Genomic DNA, 24,753 nt, shown 5'->3' on the forward strand with positions numbered 1-24,753 from the left:
GGGCGAAGCGGCCGGCCGCTTCGCCCGGGAGCACGACTATCAGATTTCCTTTGCCAACGCGGCGGCGTAACCGGTGTAGCCATGCGGGGTCAAGGCCAACAGTTCGGCTTTGGCGTCGGCCGGAATCTCCAGTTTTTCGACGAAGGCGCGCATGCCGTCGCCGGTGACGCGCTGGCCGCGGGTCAGTTCCTTCAGTTTTTCGTAAGGTTTTTCAATGCCGTAACGCCGCATCACGGTCTGGATCGGTTCTGCCAAGACTTCCCAGTTCATATCCAGATCCTGATCCAGTGCCGCCGGATTCAGTTCCAGTTTGGAGATGCCTTTCAAGGTCGATTGAATGGCAATGCTGGTGTGGGCGATGCCGACGCCGATGTTGCGCAACACGGTCGAATCGGTCAGGTCGCGCTGCCAACGCGAAACCGGTAGTTTGTCGGCCAGAAAGCCGAAAATCGCGTTGGCCAAGCCCAGGTTGCCTTCCGAGTTTTCGAAATCGATCGGGTTGACTTTATGCGGCATCGTCGACGAGCCGACTTCCCCGGCCACGGTTTTTTGCTTGAAATAACCCAGCGAGATATAGCCCCAGACGTCGCGGTCGAAATCCAGCAGAATGGTGTTGAAGCGCGACAAGGCGTGGAAAAATTCGGCCATGTAGTCGTGCGGCTCGATCTGGATCGTGTAAGGGTTGAACGTCAGGCCCAGCGACTCGACGAAGTGTTGCGCGAACTGCGGCCAATCCACTTCCGGATAGGCCACGCTGTGGGCGTTGTAATTGCCGACCGCGCCGTTGATCTTGCCCAGCAATTCGACCTTCGCCAATTGCTCCCGTTGGCGTTGCATACGGGCGACGACGTTAGCCAGTTCCTTGCCGACTGTGGTGGGCGTGGCCGACTGGCCGTGGGTGCGCGACAGCATCGGTTGTTCGGCACTGGCCAGGGCCAATTGTTTGATCGCTGCTATCGTCGCGTCGATCTCGGCCAGGACCAGGCCGCGGCCTTCTTTCAACATCAAGGCATACGACAGGTTGTTGATGTCTTCCGAAGTACAGGCGAAATGGAAGAACTCGTTGATTGCATGCAGTTCGGCGTTGCCTTTGACTTTTTCCTTCAAGAAATACTCGACTGCTTTGACGTCGTGGTTGGTCGTCTTCTCGATGTCCTTGACGGCTTGGGCATCGGCTTCGGAAAAATCGCTGACAATGTTATCCAGCACGCGATTCGCTTCGGCGGACAAGGCCGGTACTTCGACGATCTTGGCTTCGGCGGCCAGGGCTTGCAACCAGCGCACTTCGACTTCGACCCGATAACGGATCAGGCCGTATTCGCTGAAAATGGGACGCAAGGCGTCGACTTTGTTGGCGTAACGGCCGTCGATGGGGGAGATGGATGTGAGAACGGAATGAGTCATTGCTGGTATATCCTAGAAATAGAACTTAAAAAAATAGTGATCCACATTTGAAATAACTCCATTGAAGTTCCATTCCGAAATGCCCTCCAAACCATGCATTAAATAATTTTGTTTGATAGGAGAAAAATCATCGATCATTTCAAATGTCCTGGTTGAAATTTGTTTTCTATGGATTTCGGATATCGCTTCCCACCAAGTCGGCGAAATGGCAATGTTCTCGCAGTTTAAAATTACGAAGCGGAACAGTAAGTCTCCAAGGTTGTGATTGTCATACACCATGGTTGCTAATGAACTCATAAAAACAGTGCACGTTTTAGAGCTGGATTTATGCCATGCAAACAATATTCCCCATTCGTGATTATTCATAGGGACTGAGCAAAAGGTTATTAAGTCCAGTTTGCTGCAGTGATTGCCTAAGTCCTGTAACTGTCTGCCCATAAAATCGAATTCAGGATACTCTAAGCCGGAGAAGGCTAAGAATGGCTTTTGCTTTGATATAAACAAAACATATTCGATATCGAAATGTTGATTTTCTTTTAAAGAATTATCGTATTCAAATTTATGCCTCTTTAAACTATCAAAGGCAAAACTTGTTCCAAGCTTGTGGCCGTTTCGGTCATTGCTTTCACCGTAATTTTCTATTGTGTAGTTCGCTAGCGTGAGGGCATTTTCTTTGACGAATACGGCTCTGCATAACGAGCGATAGGCGTATAGGAATGCTTGTTGATCGGTAGGAATTAGCCTCGAATTATCAATCGGTTCAAATAGCTCGTTGTCATGGCGTTTACAAAAGCCAAGGAAGGTGGATACTTTATCGATTCCTCGTTTTTTGTAAGGAACCCCTGAGCTATCGTCTTTGAAGTCACCGAAATTCTTGGAAACGGTATAGACATGGCCGTCAACGGCAACTGTGTCTAGCAATTGGTTTTTCTGTATCGAATGTGCATTAATGATCTCGTTACATCTGCTGCGATTGTCATAATGCAGGCAACGTCCTTTATTCTTTAGTTCTTTTTGAGCTTTTAAAAAGCTATTAATGTCGAATTTGTCGGATGAACTCAGTGTCAACCTGGTTGGTTCTGGTATATCTGTTTCATTCGTTGCCCATGCTGCGTAAACAATAGCAATTCCGTGTTTTTGTGCTGTATTGAATTGTTTTAAGTTGTTTGGCTGACTGCAAAGCTCTACAGTTATTTCAATAGGGTGAATTTCTATGGATTTTATATGCCAGTTATCTTTTTCTACATAGAAACGTCCTTTGCTAAATGCACTGTGTGGGTTATTTTCCAATACCATGCAATGCGCTGTAGCTCCCTCAAGGAGATCAACGTGTTTATTATCAGCAGTAGGTTCGCATTCAAATGCCAGGAAAAAGATCTTCATTAAACATTTAATTGCACAACAGAAATGCCTAACGCGGCAGCTATTTTATTCAGAGCGTTTTTTCCCGGCTTTTCTTGGCTTTCTATATCAATATATTCCCCTTCGGAAATGCCCAAACGCATGGCTAGTTCGGTTATCGATAAGTGCAAATATTCCCGCCAAGCTTTAATGGGGGATATATCTTGTTTAATCACAGCGCCGACTACTTCGTTAGGAATGGTGGCATTGTTAACAGCGTGTTCTTTCAGATAGTCTGCATAAGGAATCACCACAAAAGCCGGATTACCGTCGAGACCATTGATAATTTGAATATTAGTATGTGCGCTCATCGCGTTTTTTTACCTCTTCAATGGAAACAACCTTGACGATGCCCTCAAACTCAAAGAATACCCGATAAGCACCGACACGCAAGCGGTAACTGTATTTATGGTTAGTCAATTTTTTGATATTGGCGCACTCAGGAAAGTCTTTCAGCACTTGGGATGAATCGTAAATTTGTTCACGCAACGCTTTGTCGGAAATTTTGCGCAGTTGTTTGACGGCCTTGGGCTGCCATTCAATGCGATTCATTGTACTTCGATTCGATAATACCACCCCCCAAACAAACCTCGCCAGCGTAGAACACCACCGACTGCCCCGGCGTGATCGCCCGTTGCGGCTGGTCGAAGCGGACTTTGACGCGGCTGCCTCCATCAATCGGTTCGACGACGCAATCCTGGTCGGGCTGGCGATAGCGGGTTTTGGCGGCGCAGCGGACGGTTTCGGCCAAGGGTTGGCTGCCGCACCAATCCAGTTGGCCGGCTTCCAGAGTGTTGTGCAGCATCAGCGGGTGGTCGTGGCCTTGGCCGACGATTAGCACGTTGTTATCCAGGTCTTTGTCCAGCACAAACCACGGTTCGTCCGGCGCGTCTTTGACGCCGCCGATACCCAGGCCCTGGCGTTGGCCCAAGGTGTAATACATCAGGCCGTGGTGTTTGCCGATAAGTTTGCCTTCGGGCGTGCGCATTTCGCCGGGTTGGTGGGGCAGATAGCGTTCCAGGAATTCCCTGAACTTACGTTCGCCGATGAAGCAGATCCCGGTACTGTCTTTTTTACGGCTGTTGGCGAAGCCGGCTCTATCGGCCATCGCCCGAATTTTGGTTTTTTGCAAATGGCCTATCGGGAACAGTGTTTTCGACAGCGCTTTCTGGCCCATTGCGTAGAGAAAGTAGCTTTGCTCCTTGGCCGGGTCCAGGCCTTTCAATAATTCGAATTCGCCTTCCCGTTCGCGGACGCGGGCGTAGTGGCCGGTGGCGATGTATTCGGCGCCGAGGTCTTCGATGGCGTAGTTTAAGAAGGCGTTGAATTTGACGTGTTTGTTACACAAAATGTCGGGATTGGGGGTGCGGCCGGCCTTGAATTCCGACAAAAACACTTCGAACACTTCGTCCCAGTATTCGGCGGCGAAGTTGACGGTCTTCAATTCGATGCCCAATTTGTCGGCGACTTGTTGCGCGTCGGCCAAATCCTGCATCGCGGTGCAGTATTCGGTGCCGTCGTCCTCTTCCCAGTTTTTCATGAACAAACCGGTAACTTTATGGCCCTGTTCTTGCAGCGCTAGTGCGGTGACGGAAGAATCGACGCCGCCGGACATGCCGACGATGATGTGTTTGCTCATGCGTAGTCTAAAAAAGTTTGTAGCAGGCTGAGCGGATAACGCTGGCCTTTCAGGTATTCGTCGATGGTGGTCAGCACCAGCGGGCTGCGTAATTGGTCGCGGCGGGCGCAAATCTCGTTGCGGCTGAGCCAATGAGTACCGATAATGCCGTCGTCGAGCGCTTGTGCCGGGTTGTGATTGTCGACAGTGCCGGTGAAGCAGAAGCGCAGAAAACTGGGCATTGCCGGGTTTCTCCGCCATAGTTGGGTCGCGATCAGGGCTTCGGGCTGAAACTCCCAGGCGGTCTCTTCCCGCACTTCCCGGATGACGGCGGCGATTAAGTCCTCGCCTTCTTCCAAATGTCCGGCCGGTTGATTGAACGCAATGCCATGCGCCGTTGTCTCTTCGACCAGTAGAAAACGCCCGTTTTTTTCGATTACAGCGGCGACGGTAACGTGGGGTTTCCAGACCATATTGTCGACATAAAACGTTAAAAGGCGCGCATTTTACTAGAAATGTTTTTTATATGGGTAAAGATTGAAATTTAATGTCTAAGGCGCTATTTTTAAGAACACAGCGATTTTGCACCACAGAAGTTTATGTCCGATTTTGAACCCTTTAAAGACGTTGACGGCACCACTGCGCTGCAAGAAGCCAAGCCGCAGTTGAAACGGCCACCGTTGTATAAAGTCATTTTGCTCAACGACGATTTCACGCCCATGGATTTTGTCGTCGAGATTCTGACCGACTTTTTTAACATGAGCCAAGAGCGGGCCACCCAGGTGATGTTGCAAGTGCATACCCAAGGCGTTGGGGTGTGCGGTACCTACACCAAGGACGTGGCCGAAACTAAAGTCCATATCGTTAACGAATACTCCCGTGAACACCATCATCCGTTGATGTGCACGATGGAGGAGGCGTGAGAGGTAAGCCATGCTAAGTAAAGAACTGGAAGTGACATTGAACGCTGCTTTTACCGGGGCTCATGCTAAACGCCACGAGTTCATCACCGTCGAGCATTTGCTGTTGGCCTTACTGGATAACGTGACGACGATCCCGATCCTGATCGCCTGCGGCTGCAACGTCAATGCGTTGCGCGCCGAACTGACCCGCTTTATCGACGAGACCATTTCGCTGATTCCGGAAGGTATCCAACGCGAAACCCAACCGACTTTGGGTTTCCAGCGCGTGTTGCAGCGAGCAGTATTTCACGTTCAGGCTTCAGACAAAAAAGAGGTGACCGGCGCCAACCTGTTTGTCGCGCTGTTCAGCGAGCAGGATTCGCATGCGGTATATCTGCTGAACAAGCAAGACATTACGCGTCTGGATGTCGTCAATTATCTCGCTCACGGAGTTTCCAAAATCGAACAGTTCAGAAAAGAGAGTAGCGAGGAGCCGGAAGGCGAACGCAGCAACAGCGAGAGTTTGAGCAGTCCGCTGGAAAAATATGCCACCAACCTGAATGAAGAGGCGTTGAAGGGCAATATCGATCCGTTAATCGGCCGCGAATTGGAAGTGGAGCGCACCATCCAGGTATTGTGCCGGCGGCGCAAAAACAACCCGTTGCTCGTCGGCGAAGCGGGGGTCGGCAAAACAGCAATCGCCGAGGGTTTGGCAAAGCGGATTGTCGAAGAACAAGTCCCCGATATTTTAATGAACAGCACAATTTATTCGTTAGATATGGGGGCTTTGGTTGCCGGTACCAAATACCGCGGCGATTTCGAAAAACGTTTGAAAGCGTTGATCAACCAGTTGAAAAAAGAGCCGGATTCGATTTTGTTCATCGACGAAATTCATACCATCATAGGTGCGGGTTCGGCTTCCGGTGGCGTAATGGACGCTTCGAATCTGATCAAGCCGGTGTTGGCCTCCGGCCAGTTGCGCTGCATCGGTTCCACCACCTATCAGGAATACCGCGGCATCTTCGAAAAAGACCATGCCTTGGCGCGGCGCTTCCAAAAAATCGATGTGGTCGAGCCGTCCATCGAAGATACGGTATTAATTTTGAAAGGGTTGAAATCGCGCTTTGAGGAGCATCACGGCTTGAAATACACCCAGGAAGCGTTGCGGATGGCGGTGGAATTATCGGCCCGCTACATCACCGATCGGCATTTGCCGGATAAGGCAATCGATGTGATCGACGAAGCCGGAGCCAGGCAGCGGTTATTTGCGGCTGGAGAGCGTAAAGAGACCATCGACACCGCCGAAATCGAGGAAATCGTCGCCAAGATTGCCCGGGTACCGGCGCAATCGGTGTCGTCCAACGATATCGACAAGCTTTCCAATCTGGAAAAGAACCTGAAAATGCTGGTGTTTGGTCAGGACGAAGCGATTTCCGAACTGGCCGCAGCGATCAAATTGTCCCGGGCCGGACTGCGCGATACCACCAAAACCATCGGTTCGTTCCTGTTTGCCGGTCCGACCGGGGTCGGCAAAACCGAGGTTACCCGCCAGTTGGCCAAAGTGCTGGGTATCGAGTTGATCCGCTTCGACATGTCGGAATACATGGAGCGGCATACCGTTTCACGTCTGATCGGCGCTCCTCCAGGCTATGTCGGTTTCGACCAAGGCGGTTTGCTGACCGAAGCGGTCACCAAACATCCGCACGCGGTGTTATTGCTCGACGAATTGGAAAAGGCCCATCCGGACGTGTTCAATTTGTTGCTGCAGGTCATGGACCACGGCACTTTGACCGACAACAACGGCCGCAAAGCCGATTTCAGAAACATCATTCTGATCATGACCACCAATGCCGGTGCCGAGGAAAGCAGCCGGGCCTCGATCGGTTTTACCGTGCAAAACCATGCTTCGGACAGCATGAAAGTGATCGAACGCGGCTTCTCGCCCGAGTTTAGAAACCGGTTGGATGCCATCGTCCAATTTAAACCGCTGGATATGGCCGTGGTCGGCAGCGTGGTCGACAAGTTTATCTTCGAACTGGAAGCGGTACTGGCCGACAAGAATGTGACGTTGACCTTGGAACCTGACGCACGGGCATGGCTAGCCGAGCGCGGCTGCGATCCGAAAATGGGGGCAAGGCCGATGGCGCGTTTGATCCAGGAAAAAATCAAGAAGCCGCTGGCCGAGGACTTGCTGTTCGGGCGTTTGGCGAATGGCGGTCACGTGCGGATACACGTCGAGAATGGCGAATTGGCATTTGCCATAGAAGGCAAACAGCTAGTCGTTTCCGAATTGAACCAAGTGATGTAAAGCGGAGGGGTAATCGCTAGCCCGCAACGGGTTAGCGATTGCGGAAAGTGATACGGCCTTTGGTCAGGTCGTAAGGGGTCATTTCTACGCGAACTTTGTCGCCGGTCAGGATACGGATGTAATGTTTGCGCATTTTGCCGGAGATATGCGCGGTCACGATGTGGCCGTTTTCCAGTTCGACGCGAAACATCGTGTTCGGTAGAGTGTCGATGACCTTGCCGTCCATTTCAATTTGATCTTCTTTTGCCATAGTAAAAGCCCATAAAGTTAAAACGGCTATGTTAGCATGAATCCTCCGCCGGGCTTCTAAAAATGTCGGCAAAAGCCATCCGTCGTTGCCGCTAAACTTTCCGCTTCACTTCGATGATATTCGGCAAATGGCCGATCCGGGTCAACACCGAGCTGAGTTGCGCGGTATTCTCGATCTGTATCGTCATATGCAAAATCGCCGATAAATCCTCGTGCGTTTTCAGCGACGCATTGCTGATATGGATCTTCGCCGTCGCCAACACTTGCGACACATCGTTCAGCAGATTTTGGGCGTTGAATGCATGGATCACGATTGGTACGCTGTGGTGTACCGACTTCTGGCCGCTCCATTCCGCTTTGACTAACTGCAACTGCTGCTCCGCCGATAAATGGCGGAGGTTCTCGCAATCCTTGCGGTGTATCGTGATACCGCGTTTATGCGAGATAAAGCCGATGATATCGTCGCCCTTCACCGGTGAGCAGCAATGCGCCAGCGTTGTAACCACATTGTCGATATCGTCGATGGTCACGGCCGACTGCGCCGCGGCTTGGCTCGGCACCAGCTTGACCGGGGTCGGTTCCAGTTCCGGTATTTTCAGCGCATTGGCCAATTGCCGGTTATTGATGGTGCCGTGGCCCAAGGCTTCGTAAAGATGCTCGGCGTCCGCTACTTTGAAGTGTTTCAACAGCTCGGCCATATCGATGCTTTTCAGGCCGAGACGTTTGCTTTCCTTCTCCAGAATCTGTTTGCCGGCGGCAATGTTTTCGGCTTGCTGCTGCTGTTTGAACCAGCTTTTGACCTTGCTGATCGCCCGCGGCGTTTTCAAATAACCCAGATTGGGGTTCAACCAATTGTGGTTGGGTTGGCCGTTTTTGACGGTGATGATCTCGACCTGTTCGCCGGAGCTGAGTGTGTAAGTCAACGGCTTGATCTGGCCGTTGACCTTGGCGCCGCGGCAACTGTGGCCGATTTCGGTGTGGATCGCGTAGGCAAAATCCAGCGGCGTGGCGCCTTTGACCAAATCGATCAACTTGCCGGCCGGCGTCAGCACGAAGACCCGGTCGGAAAACAACTCGGTATGGAAATTCTCCAGCAGGTTATCCGCGCTATCCTTGTCTTCCAGCAATTGCCGCAACGAGGCAATATTTTTCTCGGTGGCGGCGTTGAATTTACTGCCTTCCTTGTAGCGCCAGTGCGCGGCGACGCCGAGCTCGGCGAATTCGTGCATGGCTTTGGTGCGAATCTGGATTTCGATCCGGTTGCCGTGCGTATCCAGCACGACGGTGTGCAGCGATTGGTAGCCGTTTTCCTTCGGGTTGGCGATGTAATCGTCGAATTCGCGCGGAATGTGCTGCCATTGGCTATGCGCCAAACCCAGCACCATATAGCAGTTAGGCAACGATTCGACGACGACCCGCACCGCCAGCAAATCGTACAGATCCGCTAAAGCCAATTGCTTCCTGCGCATCTTGTTCCAGATGCTGTAGATATGTTTCGGCCGGCCGTACACTTTTGCCGCCACGCCGTGTTCGGCGAGCAGTGCTTTCAGCTCTTGCAAGAATCGGTCGATACTGGCCTGGCGCTGCTCCCGATTTTCCGCCAACGAGGCGCTGATGAAGCGGTAATTGTCCGGATCCAGATAGCGGAAGGCCAAATCTTCCAATTCCCATTTGAACTGGCTGATTCCGAGCCGGTTGGCTAACGGCGCATAGATATCCAGCGTTTCCCGGGCGATGAAACGGCGGATTGCCTCCTGCTCCAGATGCAAGCCGCGCAAACGTTGTATCCGCAGCGCCAATTTGATCAACACCGCGCGCACATCGTGCGTCATCGCCAACAGCATGCGGCGCAGGATTTCGGCCTGGTTAGGCTGGTTGGCCATGTCCGGCGTGTAAATGCTGACTTTGTTCAGCCAGGCCACGTCTTTGCACAACGCCGCCACGGTTGCGCCGAAACGCTCGCGGATTTGGGTTTCGTCGATTCGGTCGGCGACGCGGGAATCGCTCAGCAGCGTCGCCAGAATGGTTTCCAGATCGATATGCACGCCCATCAGGATTGCCGCGACATCGATACCTTTCGGCCGCAGCGAGTCGACGCTATTGATGCCCAATTCGTCGATCCAGGCCAAGACGGCGTCGATCTTGGCGCGGTCGGTTGCGGAGAAGCTTGGGAACAATGCGCTGGCGCGCGACTCGTGATTTGTCATGCGGATATTCTAAACGCGGTTCTGTGCGGCAAAATAAAAAAGCACGTCGAAATACTTGGCAAGGAGACCAGTGCAGAAAAAATGCTATTTGACTCTGGGTGCACTGGGGATCGGGCTGGTCCGGGCCCGGTTAGAAGACGGTCGGAGCCGTTTTTGCCAGCTGAAAACCGCACTAGCGTACTGGTTTCGGATTTGACCGGTAGACATTGACTCACCATCGGCCAATCTGGCGGCAATCAGTTGATAATGCTGTCTGGATAGCCGGCGCCAAGTCGGTTTACGCTATCCCAATTGCCGGCTAGATCGCTGAACCACAGCGGCCGTCCGGCAATTGGAGAGCAGAGTTAACCTGGATTCAGAAAGGCTTGGCTGCAAGGGTCTTCGTCCGAAACCGAACGTGGCCAGAATCCGATTAACGGCGCTCTTTGGAAGTGACCGCGCCCTTGTCGTTGACCGCTATGCGCCATTTGCCGTTGGCGGAGTCGATCAGCAACTCGTATTCTTCGCCAACGCCGTTCGGGTTTACCACCAGCTCGGCTTTTTCGATGCGGGAATCTGGAAAATTGGCTTTCACGGCTTCGGTGACCATCGGCGGAACTTGTTGCGGATTTTCCAATACCAGCTCGCCGGTAAACAACGCGCCGTTGGAGCGGAACAATTCGTGCAGAACTTGGCCTTCCGCATCCTTGAAACTGACTTCCAGCAATTGTTGGCCGAAATGGGTTTCCAACTCACCTTGCATATCGGTTGCCTGCGGATGGCGTTTCAGGACGCTGGTCCTGACCTTATCCGGAACCGGAGCCTCTTGGGCGAAAGCCTGAATCGCGGTACCGCTCAGGGCTAGTGCAATCATAACGGTTGGAAATTTACGCATGTATCCTCCTGTGAAATTATTATCGTGTGCAGACCAGAATCGTGGTCGATTGGTTCATGGCGCGACATTGCACGCCTGGCCTCACATTAATGCCATGATTGGCCGATAAAGTCACTAGGCGGATTCGTGCGCCTGGCTGCAAACTTCGCTGGGGCGGCCCATGCACAATCTGACGAAGACGCGGGCGGCGGCGATGCCGTTGACGACAAAGGCCAGCGTGATGGGAAGGGCAAACCAAGGGTGCAGCCGGGTGGCGTCGGCTAATAACAGGTCTTCGCCCAGAAACGCCGGCGTGATCGGAAAGCCGACCAAACCCAGAAAGCTCAGAAACAGCAGCAGCGAAGCCTTAGGCCGGGTTTCGGCCATGGCCCGGTAGCGGAACGGCTCTTCGGCGAAATTTTCCTGCGCCAGCATTCGGCGCAGCACGCCTATACCCAACAGCCAGGACGGCAGCACGCCGCTCAAAAACAGCAACACGTCGGCATAAACCGCGGGCTCCATCATCCACACCGCAATGCCGGCCAAACCGCAACTGGTTGCGATCGCGTTCCAGACTTTGAACGGACTGTGTTTTTGGCTGAACGCGCTCAGCGAGGCTACTACCATTGCCACGGAGATCGGGATCGACAAGTAGCCACGATCGAACAAGGTTTCGTTTTTGCCGAGGATGATCAATCCGATCAAGCCGAAGCTGCTGAAATACCTGATAGCAGGCCTGACCCGGTTCATGCGGGCGCCGATTTGCTTGAGCGGGTCCCACAACGTCGAACGTACCAAGCGTTCCAAATTACCTTCCTGCAACGCGAACACGTATAGCGTGTTTTGCAGTACCGCCGGCAAGGTGTCGCGGATGGAATTGGGCAGAAATTCCCGCATCGCGCTGGGTTTGATCACGAAGTCGGTATCGACCGAGCCTTCCACCCGCAGCAAATGGGCGACGATAGACGGCGAGACCAGCAACTGGTAGCAACGCAGGAAGGCGTTGCCGAGGAAATGCAGCAGAACCAAGGTTTCCAGGCCCAGCGATAATTCCATGAACATGAAGCCAACCTGAGTGATCGAGGCATAAGCGATCTGGCCTTTGATATTGGACTGGGTTTTTTCCGACAGGTTGGCGATTACGACGGTTAGCAGGCCGATCACCAACACCATGGTGCGCGGCAAGTAATGGTAGGTCCAGATCGGCATGGTGCGTAACAACAGAAACACGCCCAAGTGGATCGATAACGCACCGTAAAAAATGGCGCTGGACGGCGTCGGCCCCTCCATCGCCCGCGGCAACCAGAAGCAGAACGGGAATTGCGCCGATTTGCCGGAGGCGGCGATGACGATCAGCCAGGACAATATCAGCAGCGACGCATAACCGGCCGGCGGCATTGCAGTGTGCTGGAACAAATTGGCCAGTTGGCTGAAATGCTGGCTGTCGTGAAACAGCAAATGGCTCATCCAGGCCCCGAGCAGTAGGCCGACGTCGCAGAAGCGGTAGATGCTGTAGGCGCGCAAGGCGTTGCGGATCGGCTGCGGCCGGTGCCGGTAAAAGGCGATCAACAAAAACGACGAGACGCCCACTATTTCCCAGCCGGCGAATAGCATATCGATCGAACCGGACAGAATCACCAGATTCAAACCGAATGCAAAGCCGAAGATCGTCAGGAAGAAACGCTGGTAGCCGGTTTCGCGGTGCAGATAGACCCGGCAATAACGTACGATAATCGAGAAAATCACCCAGGCGCAGAATAAATAGACCGCGCTGATCCGGTCCAAATAAAACAGAATCGGAAAGCGGTATTCGCCTTGTGTGTAAAGATCGAACCAAGCGAATTCGTGAGCCGGAAAACCGGCAACTGCCCAGACCGCCAACAAGCCCAATACGCTGGCGCCTTTCGCGCGGCTGCTCCACAGGCTGATCGTGGAAATGCGCTGCTCGCTGCTGCCGAACAGCAGTATCGATAACATGCCGAGCAGCGGAAATGCCAAACAGGCCAATATCAAACTGTTCATGCGTGTCTCCCTTGTAACTGATGTACCGGTATCGTTGCGGTCTTGCCGAGGATGATTTTTTCCGAGTGGGGTGCGGCCGGGGTCTGCAAGGCATCCGGCAGTTCGATATTTTCCCAGCCGTGTTTGGCGTATAGCTGCAATTCGTGACTGGTAGGGTCGCAGCTGACCAATCTGATCCATTCGCCGTCCAGCCATTCCTGCAAACCGCCGATGCCGGCCAAGGCTTTATCCACAATACCGGTGGCTTGTTCCACCACCATCAGCAGTCGGGCCGGTTCGTGAACTTCGATCATTTGCGAGGGCAAACCGGTACGCAGATCGCCTTCGACGCCGTTGGCGACGCCCAGCAAGCCGATCACGTTGTGCGGTAGCTTGGTGCCGGCGCCGTAAACCGAGTTGTCGATCCGAGAGAACAAATATTCCAGGTTGATACCGCCGCAGACCGGAATGATCGCAGACAGAATCTTGGCCATGATCTCGCCGTTGGCGTCGCTGGCCGGATCGTAGGAATGCAGAAACGAGCGCCGGTCCAGAAATAATTGCCGGCTCAATTCGCGGCGGCCGACCAGGCAATACAAGTTGTTGGAATGGTTGTATTCCGGGCGCGGCTCGAAAATCGACGAGGCGCGGGCGACTACGTGTTGATGCGCTGCTTTATTGGAATGCGATTGCGGGCCCAATTCGAACCAGCGGCAACGTTCGCGCGCGTTGCGTAACAGGGCGTGGTGCATGTCGTGCTTGAAGGCGTGCAGCACTTTATGGTCGCGGTGCAAATAGGAATTCGGATCGAAATAAGTGATTTCGTCGCGGCTGGTGTTATGCAGCGCCGGTACGAAATAAGTGGCGGCCGGAATGTCGATGCCGCGGTCGCGCAGAATGTCCCGTACCGCTTGCTGATTCGCCATCCAGGCGAAGGCGCGGGCATTCGGCGCGCCGGGTTTGCCGGCGCAGGCGCCGCAGTCGTAGGCAGCAAAATGCGGGTTGTTCACGCTGCTGGAGCCGTGGGCGACAATGACTACCAAAGGTGCGAAATCCTTGGTCAAGCCGATGTTGCGCAACAAGCCGCCGACGCGGTCGGCCATTTCCGGAAAGGAAAAGCCCAATAAATAGCCTTCCGGCGTGGGTTCGTCGGTTTCGCGCAGCAGGTGCAAGTGGCTGTGAGCCTTGACCTCGCTAAGTTGTTCGATATTAAGCAGGCCGGCGCCGGGGCGGAATACGTTCCAGGCCAGGCGCGCCGCGTAACCCAGACCCAAGGTCTGGGTAAACAACCAACCGCGCAGCATCGAATGTGCCGTGAAGTGTAGGCCGGACAACTTGCCGGTTTTCGGATTTTTTTCGGTTTGGCGTTCTTCGGCTTCGACGATCAAATGCTTCGGCGTAATTGCCGCCGGGCATTGCGCCACCGGATAGACGTCGTCCAGGCCCTGGTACAGAAAATCGATGCCGAAAAAGCCGGCGGCGCCGAAGGTTTGGATGGCCGGATTGATTTCTTCCAAATGCCGGCGTAACGAGCATTCCCGGTCATCGATGCAAAACATTGCCTGCGCTTGCACCGCCGGCTTGGCGGTTGGCGATCGGCCTGGAACCGGCTGGTGTTTCAAAGCCTGCAACAATTCGCTATGCAGGTACCATTCCATGGCTTCGTGCCAGACTTTCAGCCTTAACGGAACCTGGGTTTGCATCGCGCCGCCGTTGAAGCGCGGCACCGAATCCAGCTGTTTCAAGGCGGCAATCTTGCCGAAATTGGCGCCGCGTTTTTTCTGCAACAACGCAAGTTCGCAGGCCAGTTCGAATGCGATCAATTGCTGCAACGAAATATCGCGGCGGGCCAGCAAGGTTTGCGGATTCAGTTCGATCAGTCTGACCATACCGGACCAGCCGGGATGACCGAGCAGCATCTCCAGAATGTACTGTTCGTACCAGGTTTCGAGGCCGACCATGCGTTGCAAACAATGCAGAATGACTTGATCCGGGCCGAGGTTGAGCAAGTCGCGTACGCTTTTTTCTTGAAACGGATACAACGGCAGCAAGCTGTTCTGGGTTAAGCGCAACACGCAATCCCAAAAACTCTCGTTTGCTTTCGGCAAGCTCCAGCGGCTGATGCCCTGATCCAGAAAGTTGGCCAACAAACGGAATAACACCGGATGCGCCAGCGCATTCAAATCCACTTCCAATTCGTTTAGCCAACGGGTGCGTATGCCGTGGTTGGCTAGAGAGATCGGCGGGTAATGGCTTTGCTTGTCTGCACTAAATAGGCTGTCGCGTAGCGCTTGGCGCCGGCTGTCGCTCAAACCGCAACGCTGCAAAGCCCAGTCGATGGCGTGGTCGCTGATCCGGCCCTCGCGGTAGCAGTTTTGGTAATCGGATAGCGGCAAATAGCTGCGTGCGCCGAATATTTTTGCCGCCAGCGCAACGCCTTCGTGAAATGGCAAGTGCTGTACCGCATGTAAGGTATTGTGGTGGATGAAGTCTTTCAGCGGGCCTTGTGTCGGCAACCAGTGCGAGACGTTGTCGATGGCGCGATTCAGGTCGAAACCGCGATCTCGGCGGTCGGAGTGGCTATTATTCGGCTCCGCCGAATGACAAATATGGCTAACCGGTTCCATGTAATAAACCTCGTTGGTCAAAACAGCTCTCGCCGGTTGCCGGGTGGTTCAGCGCATGCTGGCGGCAGCCGATGAAGTGAAAGCCGGCCGGTATGGTGCTCAGCTTTATAGCACTGAGGCGATTGCAGGTCGAAGCCGGGCCGCAATCGGGCCAATCCGGGCGGGAATGTCAATCAAGGCCAAGCATGGCGCGTGCCAATTTTATCTATTTGAATTACAAAGGTTTTATTTGGTAAGGGTGCGTGGCTGGTGCAAAAAAACGTTGACCGGCGGTTGATTTAAACCAATCGGTACGGTCTTGCCGGGGTTTCCGGCTCCGGTCGCCGCGTGGGGCTTGCGTATCGTTTCGATAACGGCCGAAACTAGCGGTTTTGCTACGCGGGCCGGCGCGGCAACGCGGCTCCGCCGAAACGGCTTTCCGTAACTTGGATGGCTGCGCTGGACAAGTAGGCGTCGGCCGGAGGAGGTGCAGATTGGTGCGCTTCGCTCGTTGCCGCGCTCGGATAGATGCACAGAGCCTGCGAATGCTACCGGCGAGAGGTCGGGCAAAGGTTGATTTCAACCAGTAAGCCGGGTTTTTATAAACCATTCCCCTGCCGGCACAAGCACTATTCACTGTGGTGGATGCCTTTCGGCGTCGGGATCGGTCGGGCAAACCGGCGGCTTGGCCGGTGTTGTCTGCAAGTGGCATATTTCTTGTTTGAAACTGGTTTTCCAATATCGAACGAGCGCTATTTATGTCCCACGTATCTCAGCTTGTGTTGCCGAAAACCGGTATTGCCGGCCTGGTCGAAAACTGGCGCAGCGATTTGCTCTCCGGTTTTCTGGTGTTTTTGATTGCATTGCCGCTATGTCTCGGTATCGCGATGGCATCCGGCTTTCCGCCGATGTCGGGCATCATCACCGCCATCATCGGCGGCGTGGTCGTCTCCCGCATCAGCGGCTCGTATGTCACGATCAACGGTCCGGCGGCAGGTTTGATCGTGGTCATCGTCGATGCGGTGCAGTCGCTGGGACATGGCGATGCGATGGCCGGTTATCGCTATACCTTGGCGGCGATTGTCGTCGCCAGTGTGTTGCAGATATTGCTCGGCGTGTTCAAAGCCGGCAAGCTGAGCGCCTTTTTCCCCAGCTCTGTCGTGCACGGCATGTTGGCCGCGATCGGCATCATCATCATGGCCAAGCAGGTTCATACCTTGTTAGGGGTGAAACCCGAAGCCAAAACCCTGCTCGGTACGATTGCCGAGATTCCGCATTCGATCATCGAAATGAATCCGGAAGTGTCGTTGATCGGTTTATGCGGACTGGCCTTGCTGGTGGTTTGGTCCTTGATCAAACAACCGACCCTGAAGATGATTCCGGCGCCGTTGCTGGTGGTCATGCTCGGCTTGGCTTTGGGCCAATACTTCGACCTGGACCATATCCACCAGTACCTATTCTTGCCCGAAGCCGAAATCCTGCCGCACCACCAATACACGATTGGGCCGACCTTTTTGGTGGCGGTGCCGGAGAATTTCATGTCCGGCTTTTACTTTCCGGATTTTTCCAAAATCGCCACCGCCGAATTTTGGGTGGCAGTCGTGACGATTTGGCTGGTCGGCAGCCTGGAAAGCCTGTTGAGCGCATCGGCCGTGGACAAACTCGATCCCTACAAGCGCAACTCCAATTTGAATCGGGACTTGGCCGCGGTCGGCGTCGGCAATTTGATCGCCGGTATGGTCGGCGGCCTGCCAATGATTGCCGAAATCGTGCGTAGCTCGGCCAATATCAACAACGGCGCCAAAACCGGCTGGGCGAATTTCTTTCACGGTTTGCTGCTACTGATTTTTGTCGCGCTGTTTCCGCGCTTGATTCACGAAATTCCGCTGTCTTCGTTGGCGGCATTGCTGGTCTTCACCGGCTTCAGGCTGGCTTCGCCGAAAGAGTTCGCCAAAACCTTGTCGGTCGGTTTGGATCATTTCGTGGTGTTCGTGATCACCATCATCGGCGTCATCGCCACCGATTTGCTGGTCGGCGTCGCGATCGGCATCGTCGCCGAGTTGCTGATCCACATGACCCGCGGCTTAAAACCGGGCAATGTGTTTTCGCTGGCCTACCACGTCAACCAGACCGATCCGCGCACCTACCATATTGCCGTCAGCGGTGCGGCGGTGTTCTCCAACTTCATCAGCTTGAAAAGCTTGTTGGCGGATTTTCCGCAAGGCGAGAACGTGTTCTTCGACCTGACCGACGCCGATTTGATCGACCATACCGTGATGGAGTTTATCCACCACTATGCGGAAGAGTATCGCCACGCCGGGGGCAAATGCGAAATCGTCGGCCTCGACGAACATCACAGCTACTCCGACCACCATCTGGCGGCGCGCCGCAAGCTCAGCGTTTGACGCGCTAACAGGCCGGCACCGTCCGTGTTTCGGGCGGTGCCGGAGCATCATCGGCCCACCGGGCCAAACCGCAATCACCGCAGACAACACTCCGACGCTGAAGCCGGATCGGCCGGCTACGCCCGAGTTTTGCCTTGCAATCACTGGAATTCGATCTGGAGCAAAGCGATGGCCGAACACTCATATCCTCGCAATCGGTTGAAAATCATCTTGTTTATGTTCACAGCGGCCGGTGCGGCTTTGGCGCATGCCGGCGAATTGGCGGAAGATACCGGTGCTTGGCTGCAAATCGTCGGCGAAGGCAGTCTGAAAGCGGTCGATCCGTCGTTGGAAAAAGGCCGCATCTGGCTGGAAGGGCAGTCGCGTTTCGACGGCAACTGGGGCCATTGGTACCAGGGCATGGTGCGTTCGGCAGTCGGTTACTCGTTGAGCGACCGGGCCACGATCTGGGCCGGTTATACCTGGCTGCCGACCCAGAACATCGGCAAGCCTTATATCGCGCAACAGGATATTTGGCCGGCGTTCCGTTACATCCTGCCCACCGACATCGGTACCTTTACCTTCCGCACCATGTGGGAAACCAATTTCCTGCGCGGCGACCAAGTCCGCGAGCGGCCGCGGCAGATGATCAAATTCATGCATCCGTTTGAATTCGAACCGCGCCTGAGCTTCATCGCCTGGGACGAGGCGTTTTATCGGGTCAACAGTACGGCTTGGGGAGGCAAATCCGGCTTCGACCAAAATCGCGCCTTCAGCGGCTTGGGATGGAGTTTCAACAAGAATTTACGGGCCGAGTTGGGTTATCTGAACCAGTACCTCGACGACGCCAACCACCGCGATGCCAAGATGCACCATTTGGGCATGGCGTCGTTGTTCGTCAACTTTTGAACCTCGTGTAGGCAATGGCAGCATTTTTTCTGTACAGAACTTGAACTTTTTCGATGCGGCTCCATCCTATCCGCAACCGTTGACGTTCCTCCCAGGGGCGGCGGCGGTTTGTTTCTTCCTTAGAACCTCGTGGCTCCTGCCTGGACCGGTACGCATTGGCGACCGGTCCTTTTTTTTGTGTGGCGATCGTTATGGCTAAAACCTACCCGCGCTTTCGGGATATTTCCACCAGCGAAAAAATCTTGAATACCGTGTTTCTATTGACTATCGGCCTGGGTTATCTGATGGCGCTGGTCAATTTGTACTACACCCACCAGGGCCGGGACGGCAAACGCGGTTTGTCGATCGACGATATTGTCATCATGTATCACGGCTCCACCACCCAGTCCAGGCTGGGCGCCGCCATCAACGGCATCATGGAACCCAACTTAAAGTACAAAAGCGACAAGGAAACGATCTTGAAATGGATACAGGACGGCGCCGAACGGCAGGCCTACGAGCAAGCCGTAGCACCTATCCTGAACCGGGATTGCATCCATTGCCACAACCCGATTGCCAATCCCAGCCTGCCCAATCTGACCGAGTACGCCGGCGTGGCCGAGGTGGCCCACAAAGGCGGCGCCTCGGTGCCGGCCCTGGTGCGGGTGTCGCACATTCACTTATTTGGCATCGCCTTCATTCTGTTCTTTATCGGCAAGATTTTCCTGTTGTGCGATATGAACATTTACGTCAAACGCGTGGCGCTGGTGATCCCGTTTTTTGCGATGCTGATGGATGTGTTGTCCTGGTTCGTCACCAAACACATTTCCGAATTCGCTTACGTCGTCGTGCTCAGCGGCGCATTGATGGGGTTGTCGATGGGCGTGCAAATCCTGATGAGCGTCTACCAGATGTGGTTTTACCCGAAACCGCCCTTGAAATCCTAGCCGGCGGCGCTTGCATCGCTTTGCCGGCTTCGCCTATGCTGCCGGCTTTTTAACCCATTATCAAATCGGCTTTTGGATTCGGTTTGCCTTTCGTTGCGGTGCCTGCTCAGCCAGTCGCAGGGCGCCAGAAAGGCATGGCCGGAATCGATTGACCCGGATTGATAACCGATCGCTTAGGTATCGTTATGCACGTCACTTTAGTCCACGTTCAGGTCAAACCCGAACATATCGACGATTTCATCGCCGCCACCCGTTTGAACCATCTGGCCTCGGTGCAGGAAGCGGGTAACCGCCGCTTCGATGTCTTGCAAGTGCCGGACAACCCCAGCCAGTTTCTGTTGTACGAGGTCTACGCCAGCGCCGAAGACGCCGCGGCCCACAAACAGACTGCGCACTATCTGACCTGGCGCGACACTGTCGCCGACTGGATGGCACAGCCGCGCCAGGGAGTGCCATACAAAGCCTTGTTTCCGGAGGCTTAAGCATGCAGAGTTTCAAACCGTTTTACATCGCTCGCCTGCCGCGCATCTTGTTCGGCCGCGGCCGCCTGAACGAAGCCCCGGCTTTAATTGCCGGTTACGGCCGCAAGGCTTTGTTGGTGACCGGCAAACAGTCGTTTTTCGGTACGCCGCGTTGGCAAAGTTTTACCGAGGCGCTGGCCGGGCAAGGCGTCGAATGGCGGCACTGCACGGTGTCCGGCGAACCGTCGCCGCAATTGATCGACGACACGGTCGGCCGCTTCCGCAAAGAGAACATCGACGTCGTCGTCGCCATCGGCGGCGGCAGTGTGTTGGATGCGGCCAAAGCCATCGCCGGCCTGCTGCCCAGCGGCGATTCGGTGATGGATTATCTGGAAGGCGTCGGCCGCAATCAAACCTATCGTGGCCCCAGTACGCCGTTCATCGCGGTGCCGACCACCGCCGGCACCGGCAGCGAGGCCACCAAGAATTCGGTGCTCAGCGTGCAAGGCCCGGACGGCTTTAAAAAATCGTTCCGCGACGAATGCCTGGTGCCGGAATACGCCATCCTCGATCCGGACTTATTGGCAACCTGCTCGCCGGAATTGATCGCCGCCGATGGCATGGATGCGTTGACCCAATTGCTGGAATCCTACGTCTCGGCCAAGGCCAATCCGTTTACCGACGCGCTGGCCTGGAGTGGTATGGAGGCAGTCAAATCCGGCTTTTTCCCAGCCTGGCGCGGTGTGGAGCCGGAAGCCGGCGAGGGCAGGGCGGCGATGGCGTATGCGGCTTTATTGTCCGGCATCACCCTGGCGCAAGTCGGTTTGGGCTCCGTACACGGTCTGGCTTCGCCGCTCGGCGCCTTCTTCCCGATTCCGCACGGCGTGGTCTGCGGCACGCTGGTTGCCGCCGCCACCGAGGTCAATATCCGCGCCATGCAAACCCGCGAACCGGCCAATCCGGCCCTGGTCAAATACGCCCAAGTCGGTCGCCTGCTGAGCGGCGAACCCGGCCTGGATGATCAACAAGCGCGCGACGCCTTGATCGCACTGTTGGCCGATTGGAGCGATACCCTGCAACTGGACCGCCTCGGCGCCTACGGCATCGCCGCAGCCGACTTCCGCCACATCGTCGCCAACGCCCGCGGCAGTAGCATGCAGACTAATCCGATTGTGCTGACGGATGGGGAGATCGAGGAGATTTTGGCGAGAAGGGTTTGATTGAAATGTGGAGTGGAATTGGTCGGCTGGTTGCGACCGGTTGCGGCCGAATGCAATCGGTCATTCACCGACAGTTAAATGGTTTATAGTAGACAGACGGCAATATAAATCTATAGTTTATTGCTTGGAACTTGGCATTCTTGAGTTATAGATAACTATTACTAAGTTCATATGGAGAGTTTAGATTGCATCAGAAGGCGTTGGATAAAATAGAAAACAAGATTCGCGGCTCTCTTAAAAACTGCACCGTGAAGGACAATTGGCCACAGTACGAATCCTTTTCAGCGCATGTTGACTCGCTATCCGACGAAATTCTAAAGCATAAAAAGGAATGGCTAGACACATCAGACGTTTATTCTATTTTCTATGACTTTGTTTACACAGCTATTAGAACTGTTATAAGCAGAGAAAAGCAAATGGAGGGTAAATTATGGGAAATTCTTGGTGAAGAAAAAAGCCAAGAGTTAACAAAATCCCTCAAGGACTACTTCAGCTCTATACCAAGAACATTCTATATCTACCTGCCCATTCCAAATATCACCCGAAACCTACCAAATCCAATTAAATTAAGTGAGGATATGTCTTTGGTTTCTTTTCAAAATGCGGAAGAGGTGCCTGGGGGATATGGTCATGGTTTATTGGCTAAATAACAAATTCGAAATAGGAAAGTTATTTATAAAGCAACGCATGCTTGGATATGCCGGAAATCGGCTAGAAAATATATGCGTAAAAAAGGCGTTAAATAACTTTAAAATAATTCTGCAACAAGGGTTATTTAAAGAGTTGTTAAATTTAACACCTGAAGGTAAGTCTGGTCTTGGTCTTTTGTTGGCATCGAAAGAACATCAGATAAAAAAATCAAAAGTAGTTAACATCGACGAAGCATTCGATGAACCAAGAATAACTACGGTTGATCTTCCTGTTGATATTTGTCGCTTGCTGAATAATTTAGATATTAATTGGAATAATGAAAAAATTATAAAAGCGAATGAAAATAATGAGTTGGATAAAGCCATTGCTGCATATTTGACAAGACCTGTTCAGCTAATAAATTCTCAAGATGATGAGGCTATTAGGATTAAGGCTGCTATAAAGTGGTGTTTTGATTCATATGTAGTAGAAAACCAAACTTTAGCATTTTTGCAAGTTTGCATTGGGCTTGAGGCCTTGCTTGGAGATACTGATTACAATGGTGCATTAACCGAAACACTTGCGGATAGGTGTGCATATTTGTTAGGCGGTGATATTAAAGGTCGAAAAACTATAAAGGAAAACTTCAAGGAACTATATAAAGTAAGATCAAAGCTTGTTCATGGAAATATTACTGAGCTAAATAGCGATCAAGCTTATTACTTAAGATGGGGGAAAACCATCCTTGAGTACGCTATCGTTACCGAAATAAAACATCTTAACCTTGGGAGACTCTAAAAAGGGCCGTAGATGTGGTGAAGCATCGTTCGCTATTGATGCGGTTCGTAAACTTACCACACCTTACGGCTGCTTTTGGTTCTATAGTCACCATTGGCACTTTTGTTCCGTATGACCGCTCTTGGCGTGCGCCGTGCAAAGGCGGCGCTTTATCAGTGGGTGAGAGACCCACCCGGCTAAATCGCTCCGGCCGGAAGCAATCGGAGCAGTCATGAAGGTAACGAAGTGGCTGGAGCCTCCGATGTAAAGGATCGCTATAGGCGATTCCGCGAGTGTACAGGCCGTAACGTGAGTGAACACTGAGCAAGCCTCGAAAAGGTCGATGCGCAGGTCGACCCGGCAGCCATTCCGGGGAAGACTGATACGGCTGGGGAAACGGGCGAAGAGTATCCCTAGTCGCTGCGCCGGGGTAGTGGTGACAGCATGTACACAAGGTAAGCGCACGCAACACGGGAAGCCCTGCGGCGTGGTCAGCGATGGCCAACCGGACGCCCGTGAGGGACAGGCCGGGCGCTGTAGGGTGGCGGAGAGGCTTGTAGTACCGAGGAAACCGGGTAATGCCGGTGGAGGGAAGGGGCCTTAGTTCAAGATCAACGCAATAAGTGGAAAAGGACAGGAGATTGGGAAACCTATCAACTCCGTTAAGAGTTCAGAAACTACAGATGGCGTTACACGCAAAAGCGAAGGCTGAAGCTGACTATCGCTTCTATGCGCTGTACGACAAACTATACCGAGAAGACATCTTGGCGTATGCCTTTGCCTGTTGCCGCTCCAATAAGGGCGCACCGGGGGTGGATGGTCAGAGCTTTGCGGATATAGAGGCATATGGCGTGGAGCGGTGGCTTGGCGAACTGGCGCTTGCGCTCAGAGAGGAAACTTATCGACCAGATCCCATCAGACGAGTCTATATCCCCAAACCGAATGGCAAACTGAGGCCGCTGGGTCTATCGACGCTGCGAGACCGGGTCTGTATGACGGCAGCAATGCTGATAATAGAACCGATCTTCGAAGCTGATCTACCGGACGAACAATATGCCTACCGTTCGGGCCGCAATGCCCAGCAGGCGGTGATCGAAGTGAATGATCATCTGTATCACGGCCTCCCGGATGTCGTCGATGCCGACCTTGCGGACTACTTTGGGACAATACCCCATGCCGAGCTACTCAAGTCGGTAGCACGCCGGATTGTTGATCGACGTGTGCTGCATCTTATTACGATGTGGCTGGAATGTCCGGTAGAGGAAACCGATAAGCGAGGACGGACGACGCGCACGACCGAGGCCAAAGATCATCGTTGCGGCATTCCACAGGGATCGCCCATTTCACCGCTGCTGTCGAATTTGTATATGCGACGGTTTGTGCTGGCATGGAAGAAACTGGGCCTGGAACAGCGGCTCGGCAGTCGGATTGTCACCTATGCCGACGACTTAGTGATCTTGTGCCGACGCGGTAAGGCCGAAGAAGCCTTGCAATGGATGCGTAAGATCATGGAGCAACTGAAGCTCACGGTGAACGAGGATAAAACGCGGGTCTGTAATGTGTTGGAGGATGAGTTCGACTTTCTGGGTTACACATTTGGGCTGATGTGTAGGCCGCAAAACGGTAAAGTCTATTTGGGCTACCGGCCATCGAAGAAAAGCATCAGGCGCATGGTCGAAAAGGTCCATGCCTTGACTGCCTATTCAATGGCGTGGCATGACACCACGTTGCTGATATATAAATTGAACCGCATGCTACGCGGTTGGGCGAACTACTTTAAGGTAGGAACCTTCAATCGCGCCTATCGTGCGCTGGATAATTACACGGCAGCGCGGTTGCGTCGGTGGTTACGCAACAAGTATAAGGTTAGAAAGCGTGCAGGCGGAGGCTATCCACT

The 24,753-nt window shown here is 53.6% G+C and carries 21 protein-coding genes; 10 read left to right on the forward strand and 11 right to left on the reverse strand.

The genetic code is table 11. The features are described 5' to 3' along the window. Nucleotides 1–39 precede the first annotated feature (39 nt). Genes purB through NP603_RS20250 form a run of 6 tightly spaced genes read right to left on the reverse strand, consistent with a single transcriptional unit; the run spans nucleotide 40 to nucleotide 4,896 of the window. Nucleotides 40–1,404 (reverse strand): adenylosuccinate lyase, encoded by a 1,365-nt coding sequence (gene purB / locus NP603_RS20225; protein WP_256612671.1) that lies wholly within the window; start codon nucleotides 1,402–1,404, stop codon nucleotides 40–42. Between the two features lie 12 nt (nucleotides 1,405–1,416). Further along, nucleotides 1,417–2,787 (reverse strand): hypothetical protein, encoded by a 1,371-nt coding sequence (locus NP603_RS20230; protein ID WP_256612672.1) that lies wholly within the window; start codon nucleotides 2,785–2,787, stop codon nucleotides 1,417–1,419. Beyond that, nucleotides 2,787–3,116 carry a helix-turn-helix domain-containing protein gene (locus NP603_RS20235; RefSeq protein ID WP_256612673.1) on the reverse strand — a complete coding sequence of 110 codons (330 nt, stop codon included), beginning with the start codon at nucleotides 3,114–3,116 and terminating at the stop codon, nucleotides 2,787–2,789. Before NP603_RS20235 ends, NP603_RS20230 begins: the two co-directional genes overlap by 1 nt. Continuing rightward, the gene (locus NP603_RS20240) at nucleotides 3,100–3,357 is read right to left on the reverse strand and encodes a type II toxin-antitoxin system RelE family toxin (RefSeq protein WP_256612674.1); all 258 of its coding nucleotides are present in this window, start codon (nucleotides 3,355–3,357) and stop codon (nucleotides 3,100–3,102) included. Before NP603_RS20240 ends, NP603_RS20235 begins: the two co-directional genes overlap by 17 nt. Continuing rightward, nucleotides 3,344–4,444 carry a tRNA 2-thiouridine(34) synthase MnmA gene (gene mnmA, locus NP603_RS20245; protein WP_256612675.1) on the reverse strand — a complete coding sequence of 367 codons (1,101 nt, stop codon included), beginning with the start codon at nucleotides 4,442–4,444 and terminating at the stop codon, nucleotides 3,344–3,346. The genes NP603_RS20240 and mnmA overlap by 14 nt, the downstream gene beginning before the upstream one ends. After that, nucleotides 4,441–4,896: an NUDIX hydrolase gene (locus tag NP603_RS20250; protein WP_256612676.1), complete on the reverse strand. Its 456-nt coding sequence runs from the start codon at nucleotides 4,894–4,896 to the stop codon at nucleotides 4,441–4,443. The genes mnmA and NP603_RS20250 overlap by 4 nt, the downstream gene beginning before the upstream one ends. A gap of 126 nt (nucleotides 4,897–5,022) precedes the next feature. On the opposite strand from NP603_RS20250, the gene clpS reads away from it, so the two are divergent. Together clpS and clpA are read left to right on the forward strand one after the other, a co-directional pair. After that, the gene (clpS, locus tag NP603_RS20255; RefSeq protein ID WP_054761148.1) at nucleotides 5,023–5,346 is read left to right on the forward strand and encodes an ATP-dependent Clp protease adapter ClpS; all 324 of its coding nucleotides are present in this window, start codon (nucleotides 5,023–5,025) and stop codon (nucleotides 5,344–5,346) included. Nucleotides 5,347–5,356: 10 nt separating this feature from the next. Then, nucleotides 5,357–7,633 carry an ATP-dependent Clp protease ATP-binding subunit ClpA gene (gene clpA, locus NP603_RS20260; protein ID WP_256612677.1) on the forward strand — a complete coding sequence of 759 codons (2,277 nt, stop codon included), beginning with the start codon at nucleotides 5,357–5,359 and terminating at the stop codon, nucleotides 7,631–7,633. A gap of 31 nt (nucleotides 7,634–7,664) precedes the next feature. On the opposite strand, the gene infA is transcribed toward clpA, so the two are convergent. The 5 genes from infA to NP603_RS20285 form a co-directional block, all read right to left on the reverse strand. Next, nucleotides 7,665–7,883, reverse strand: a complete 219-nt coding sequence (infA, locus tag NP603_RS20265) for a translation initiation factor IF-1 (protein ID WP_013819653.1) — start codon at nucleotides 7,881–7,883, stop codon at nucleotides 7,665–7,667. A gap of 91 nt (nucleotides 7,884–7,974) precedes the next feature. Further along, nucleotides 7,975–10,089: a RelA/SpoT family protein gene (locus tag NP603_RS20270; RefSeq protein ID WP_256612678.1), complete on the reverse strand. Its 2,115-nt coding sequence runs from the start codon at nucleotides 10,087–10,089 to the stop codon at nucleotides 7,975–7,977. A 412-nt stretch (nucleotides 10,090–10,501) separates the two neighbouring features. Then, nucleotides 10,502–10,963, reverse strand: coding sequence for a hypothetical protein (locus NP603_RS20275; RefSeq protein ID WP_256612679.1), 462 nt, complete (start codon nucleotides 10,961–10,963; stop codon nucleotides 10,502–10,504). Between the two features lie 114 nt (nucleotides 10,964–11,077). After that, complete coding sequence (locus NP603_RS20280) at nucleotides 11,078–12,964, reverse strand: proton-conducting transporter transmembrane domain-containing protein (RefSeq protein ID WP_256612680.1); 1,887 nt, start codon at nucleotides 12,962–12,964, stop codon at nucleotides 11,078–11,080. After that, the gene (locus NP603_RS20285; RefSeq protein ID WP_256612681.1) at nucleotides 12,961–15,570 is read right to left on the reverse strand and encodes a YbcC family protein; all 2,610 of its coding nucleotides are present in this window, start codon (nucleotides 15,568–15,570) and stop codon (nucleotides 12,961–12,963) included. The genes NP603_RS20280 and NP603_RS20285 overlap by 4 nt, the downstream gene beginning before the upstream one ends. Before the next feature lie 737 nt (nucleotides 15,571–16,307). Between NP603_RS20285 and NP603_RS20290 the strand changes: the two genes are divergently transcribed. The 8 genes from NP603_RS20290 to ltrA all read left to right on the forward strand — a co-directional run. After that, nucleotides 16,308–17,954, forward strand: coding sequence for a SulP family inorganic anion transporter (locus tag NP603_RS20290; RefSeq protein WP_256612682.1), 1,647 nt, complete (start codon nucleotides 16,308–16,310; stop codon nucleotides 17,952–17,954). Between the two features lie 168 nt (nucleotides 17,955–18,122). Beyond that, nucleotides 18,123–18,842 (forward strand): DUF2490 domain-containing protein, encoded by a 720-nt coding sequence (locus NP603_RS20295; RefSeq protein ID WP_371928922.1) that lies wholly within the window; start codon nucleotides 18,123–18,125, stop codon nucleotides 18,840–18,842. 191 nt (nucleotides 18,843–19,033) lie between these two features. Further along, on the forward strand, nucleotides 19,034–19,768 hold the full coding sequence (locus NP603_RS20300; RefSeq protein WP_256612683.1) for an Aq_1264-related membrane protein: 735 nt from the start codon (nucleotides 19,034–19,036) through the stop codon (nucleotides 19,766–19,768). 185 nt (nucleotides 19,769–19,953) lie between these two features. Continuing rightward, nucleotides 19,954–20,250 (forward strand): antibiotic biosynthesis monooxygenase, encoded by a 297-nt coding sequence (locus NP603_RS20305; RefSeq protein WP_256612684.1) that lies wholly within the window; start codon nucleotides 19,954–19,956, stop codon nucleotides 20,248–20,250. Between the two features lie 2 nt (nucleotides 20,251–20,252). After that, nucleotides 20,253–21,449: an iron-containing alcohol dehydrogenase gene (locus tag NP603_RS20310; RefSeq protein ID WP_256612685.1), complete on the forward strand. Its 1,197-nt coding sequence runs from the start codon at nucleotides 20,253–20,255 to the stop codon at nucleotides 21,447–21,449. A gap of 200 nt (nucleotides 21,450–21,649) precedes the next feature. Beyond that, on the forward strand, nucleotides 21,650–22,099 hold the full coding sequence (locus NP603_RS20315; protein ID WP_256612686.1) for a hypothetical protein: 450 nt from the start codon (nucleotides 21,650–21,652) through the stop codon (nucleotides 22,097–22,099). Then, nucleotides 22,080–22,877 carry a HEPN domain-containing protein gene (locus NP603_RS20320; RefSeq protein ID WP_256612687.1) on the forward strand — a complete coding sequence of 266 codons (798 nt, stop codon included), beginning with the start codon at nucleotides 22,080–22,082 and terminating at the stop codon, nucleotides 22,875–22,877. The genes NP603_RS20315 and NP603_RS20320 overlap by 20 nt, the downstream gene beginning before the upstream one ends. 662 nt (nucleotides 22,878–23,539) lie before the next feature. Further along, a partial coding sequence (ltrA, locus tag NP603_RS20325; protein WP_256612688.1) for a group II intron reverse transcriptase/maturase occupies nucleotides 23,540–24,753 on the forward strand: 1,214 nt, incomplete at its 3' end.

The organism is Methylomonas aurea, assembly GCF_024505045.1.
GTDB lineage: Bacteria > Pseudomonadota > Gammaproteobacteria > Methylococcales > Methylomonadaceae > Methylomonas > Methylomonas aurea.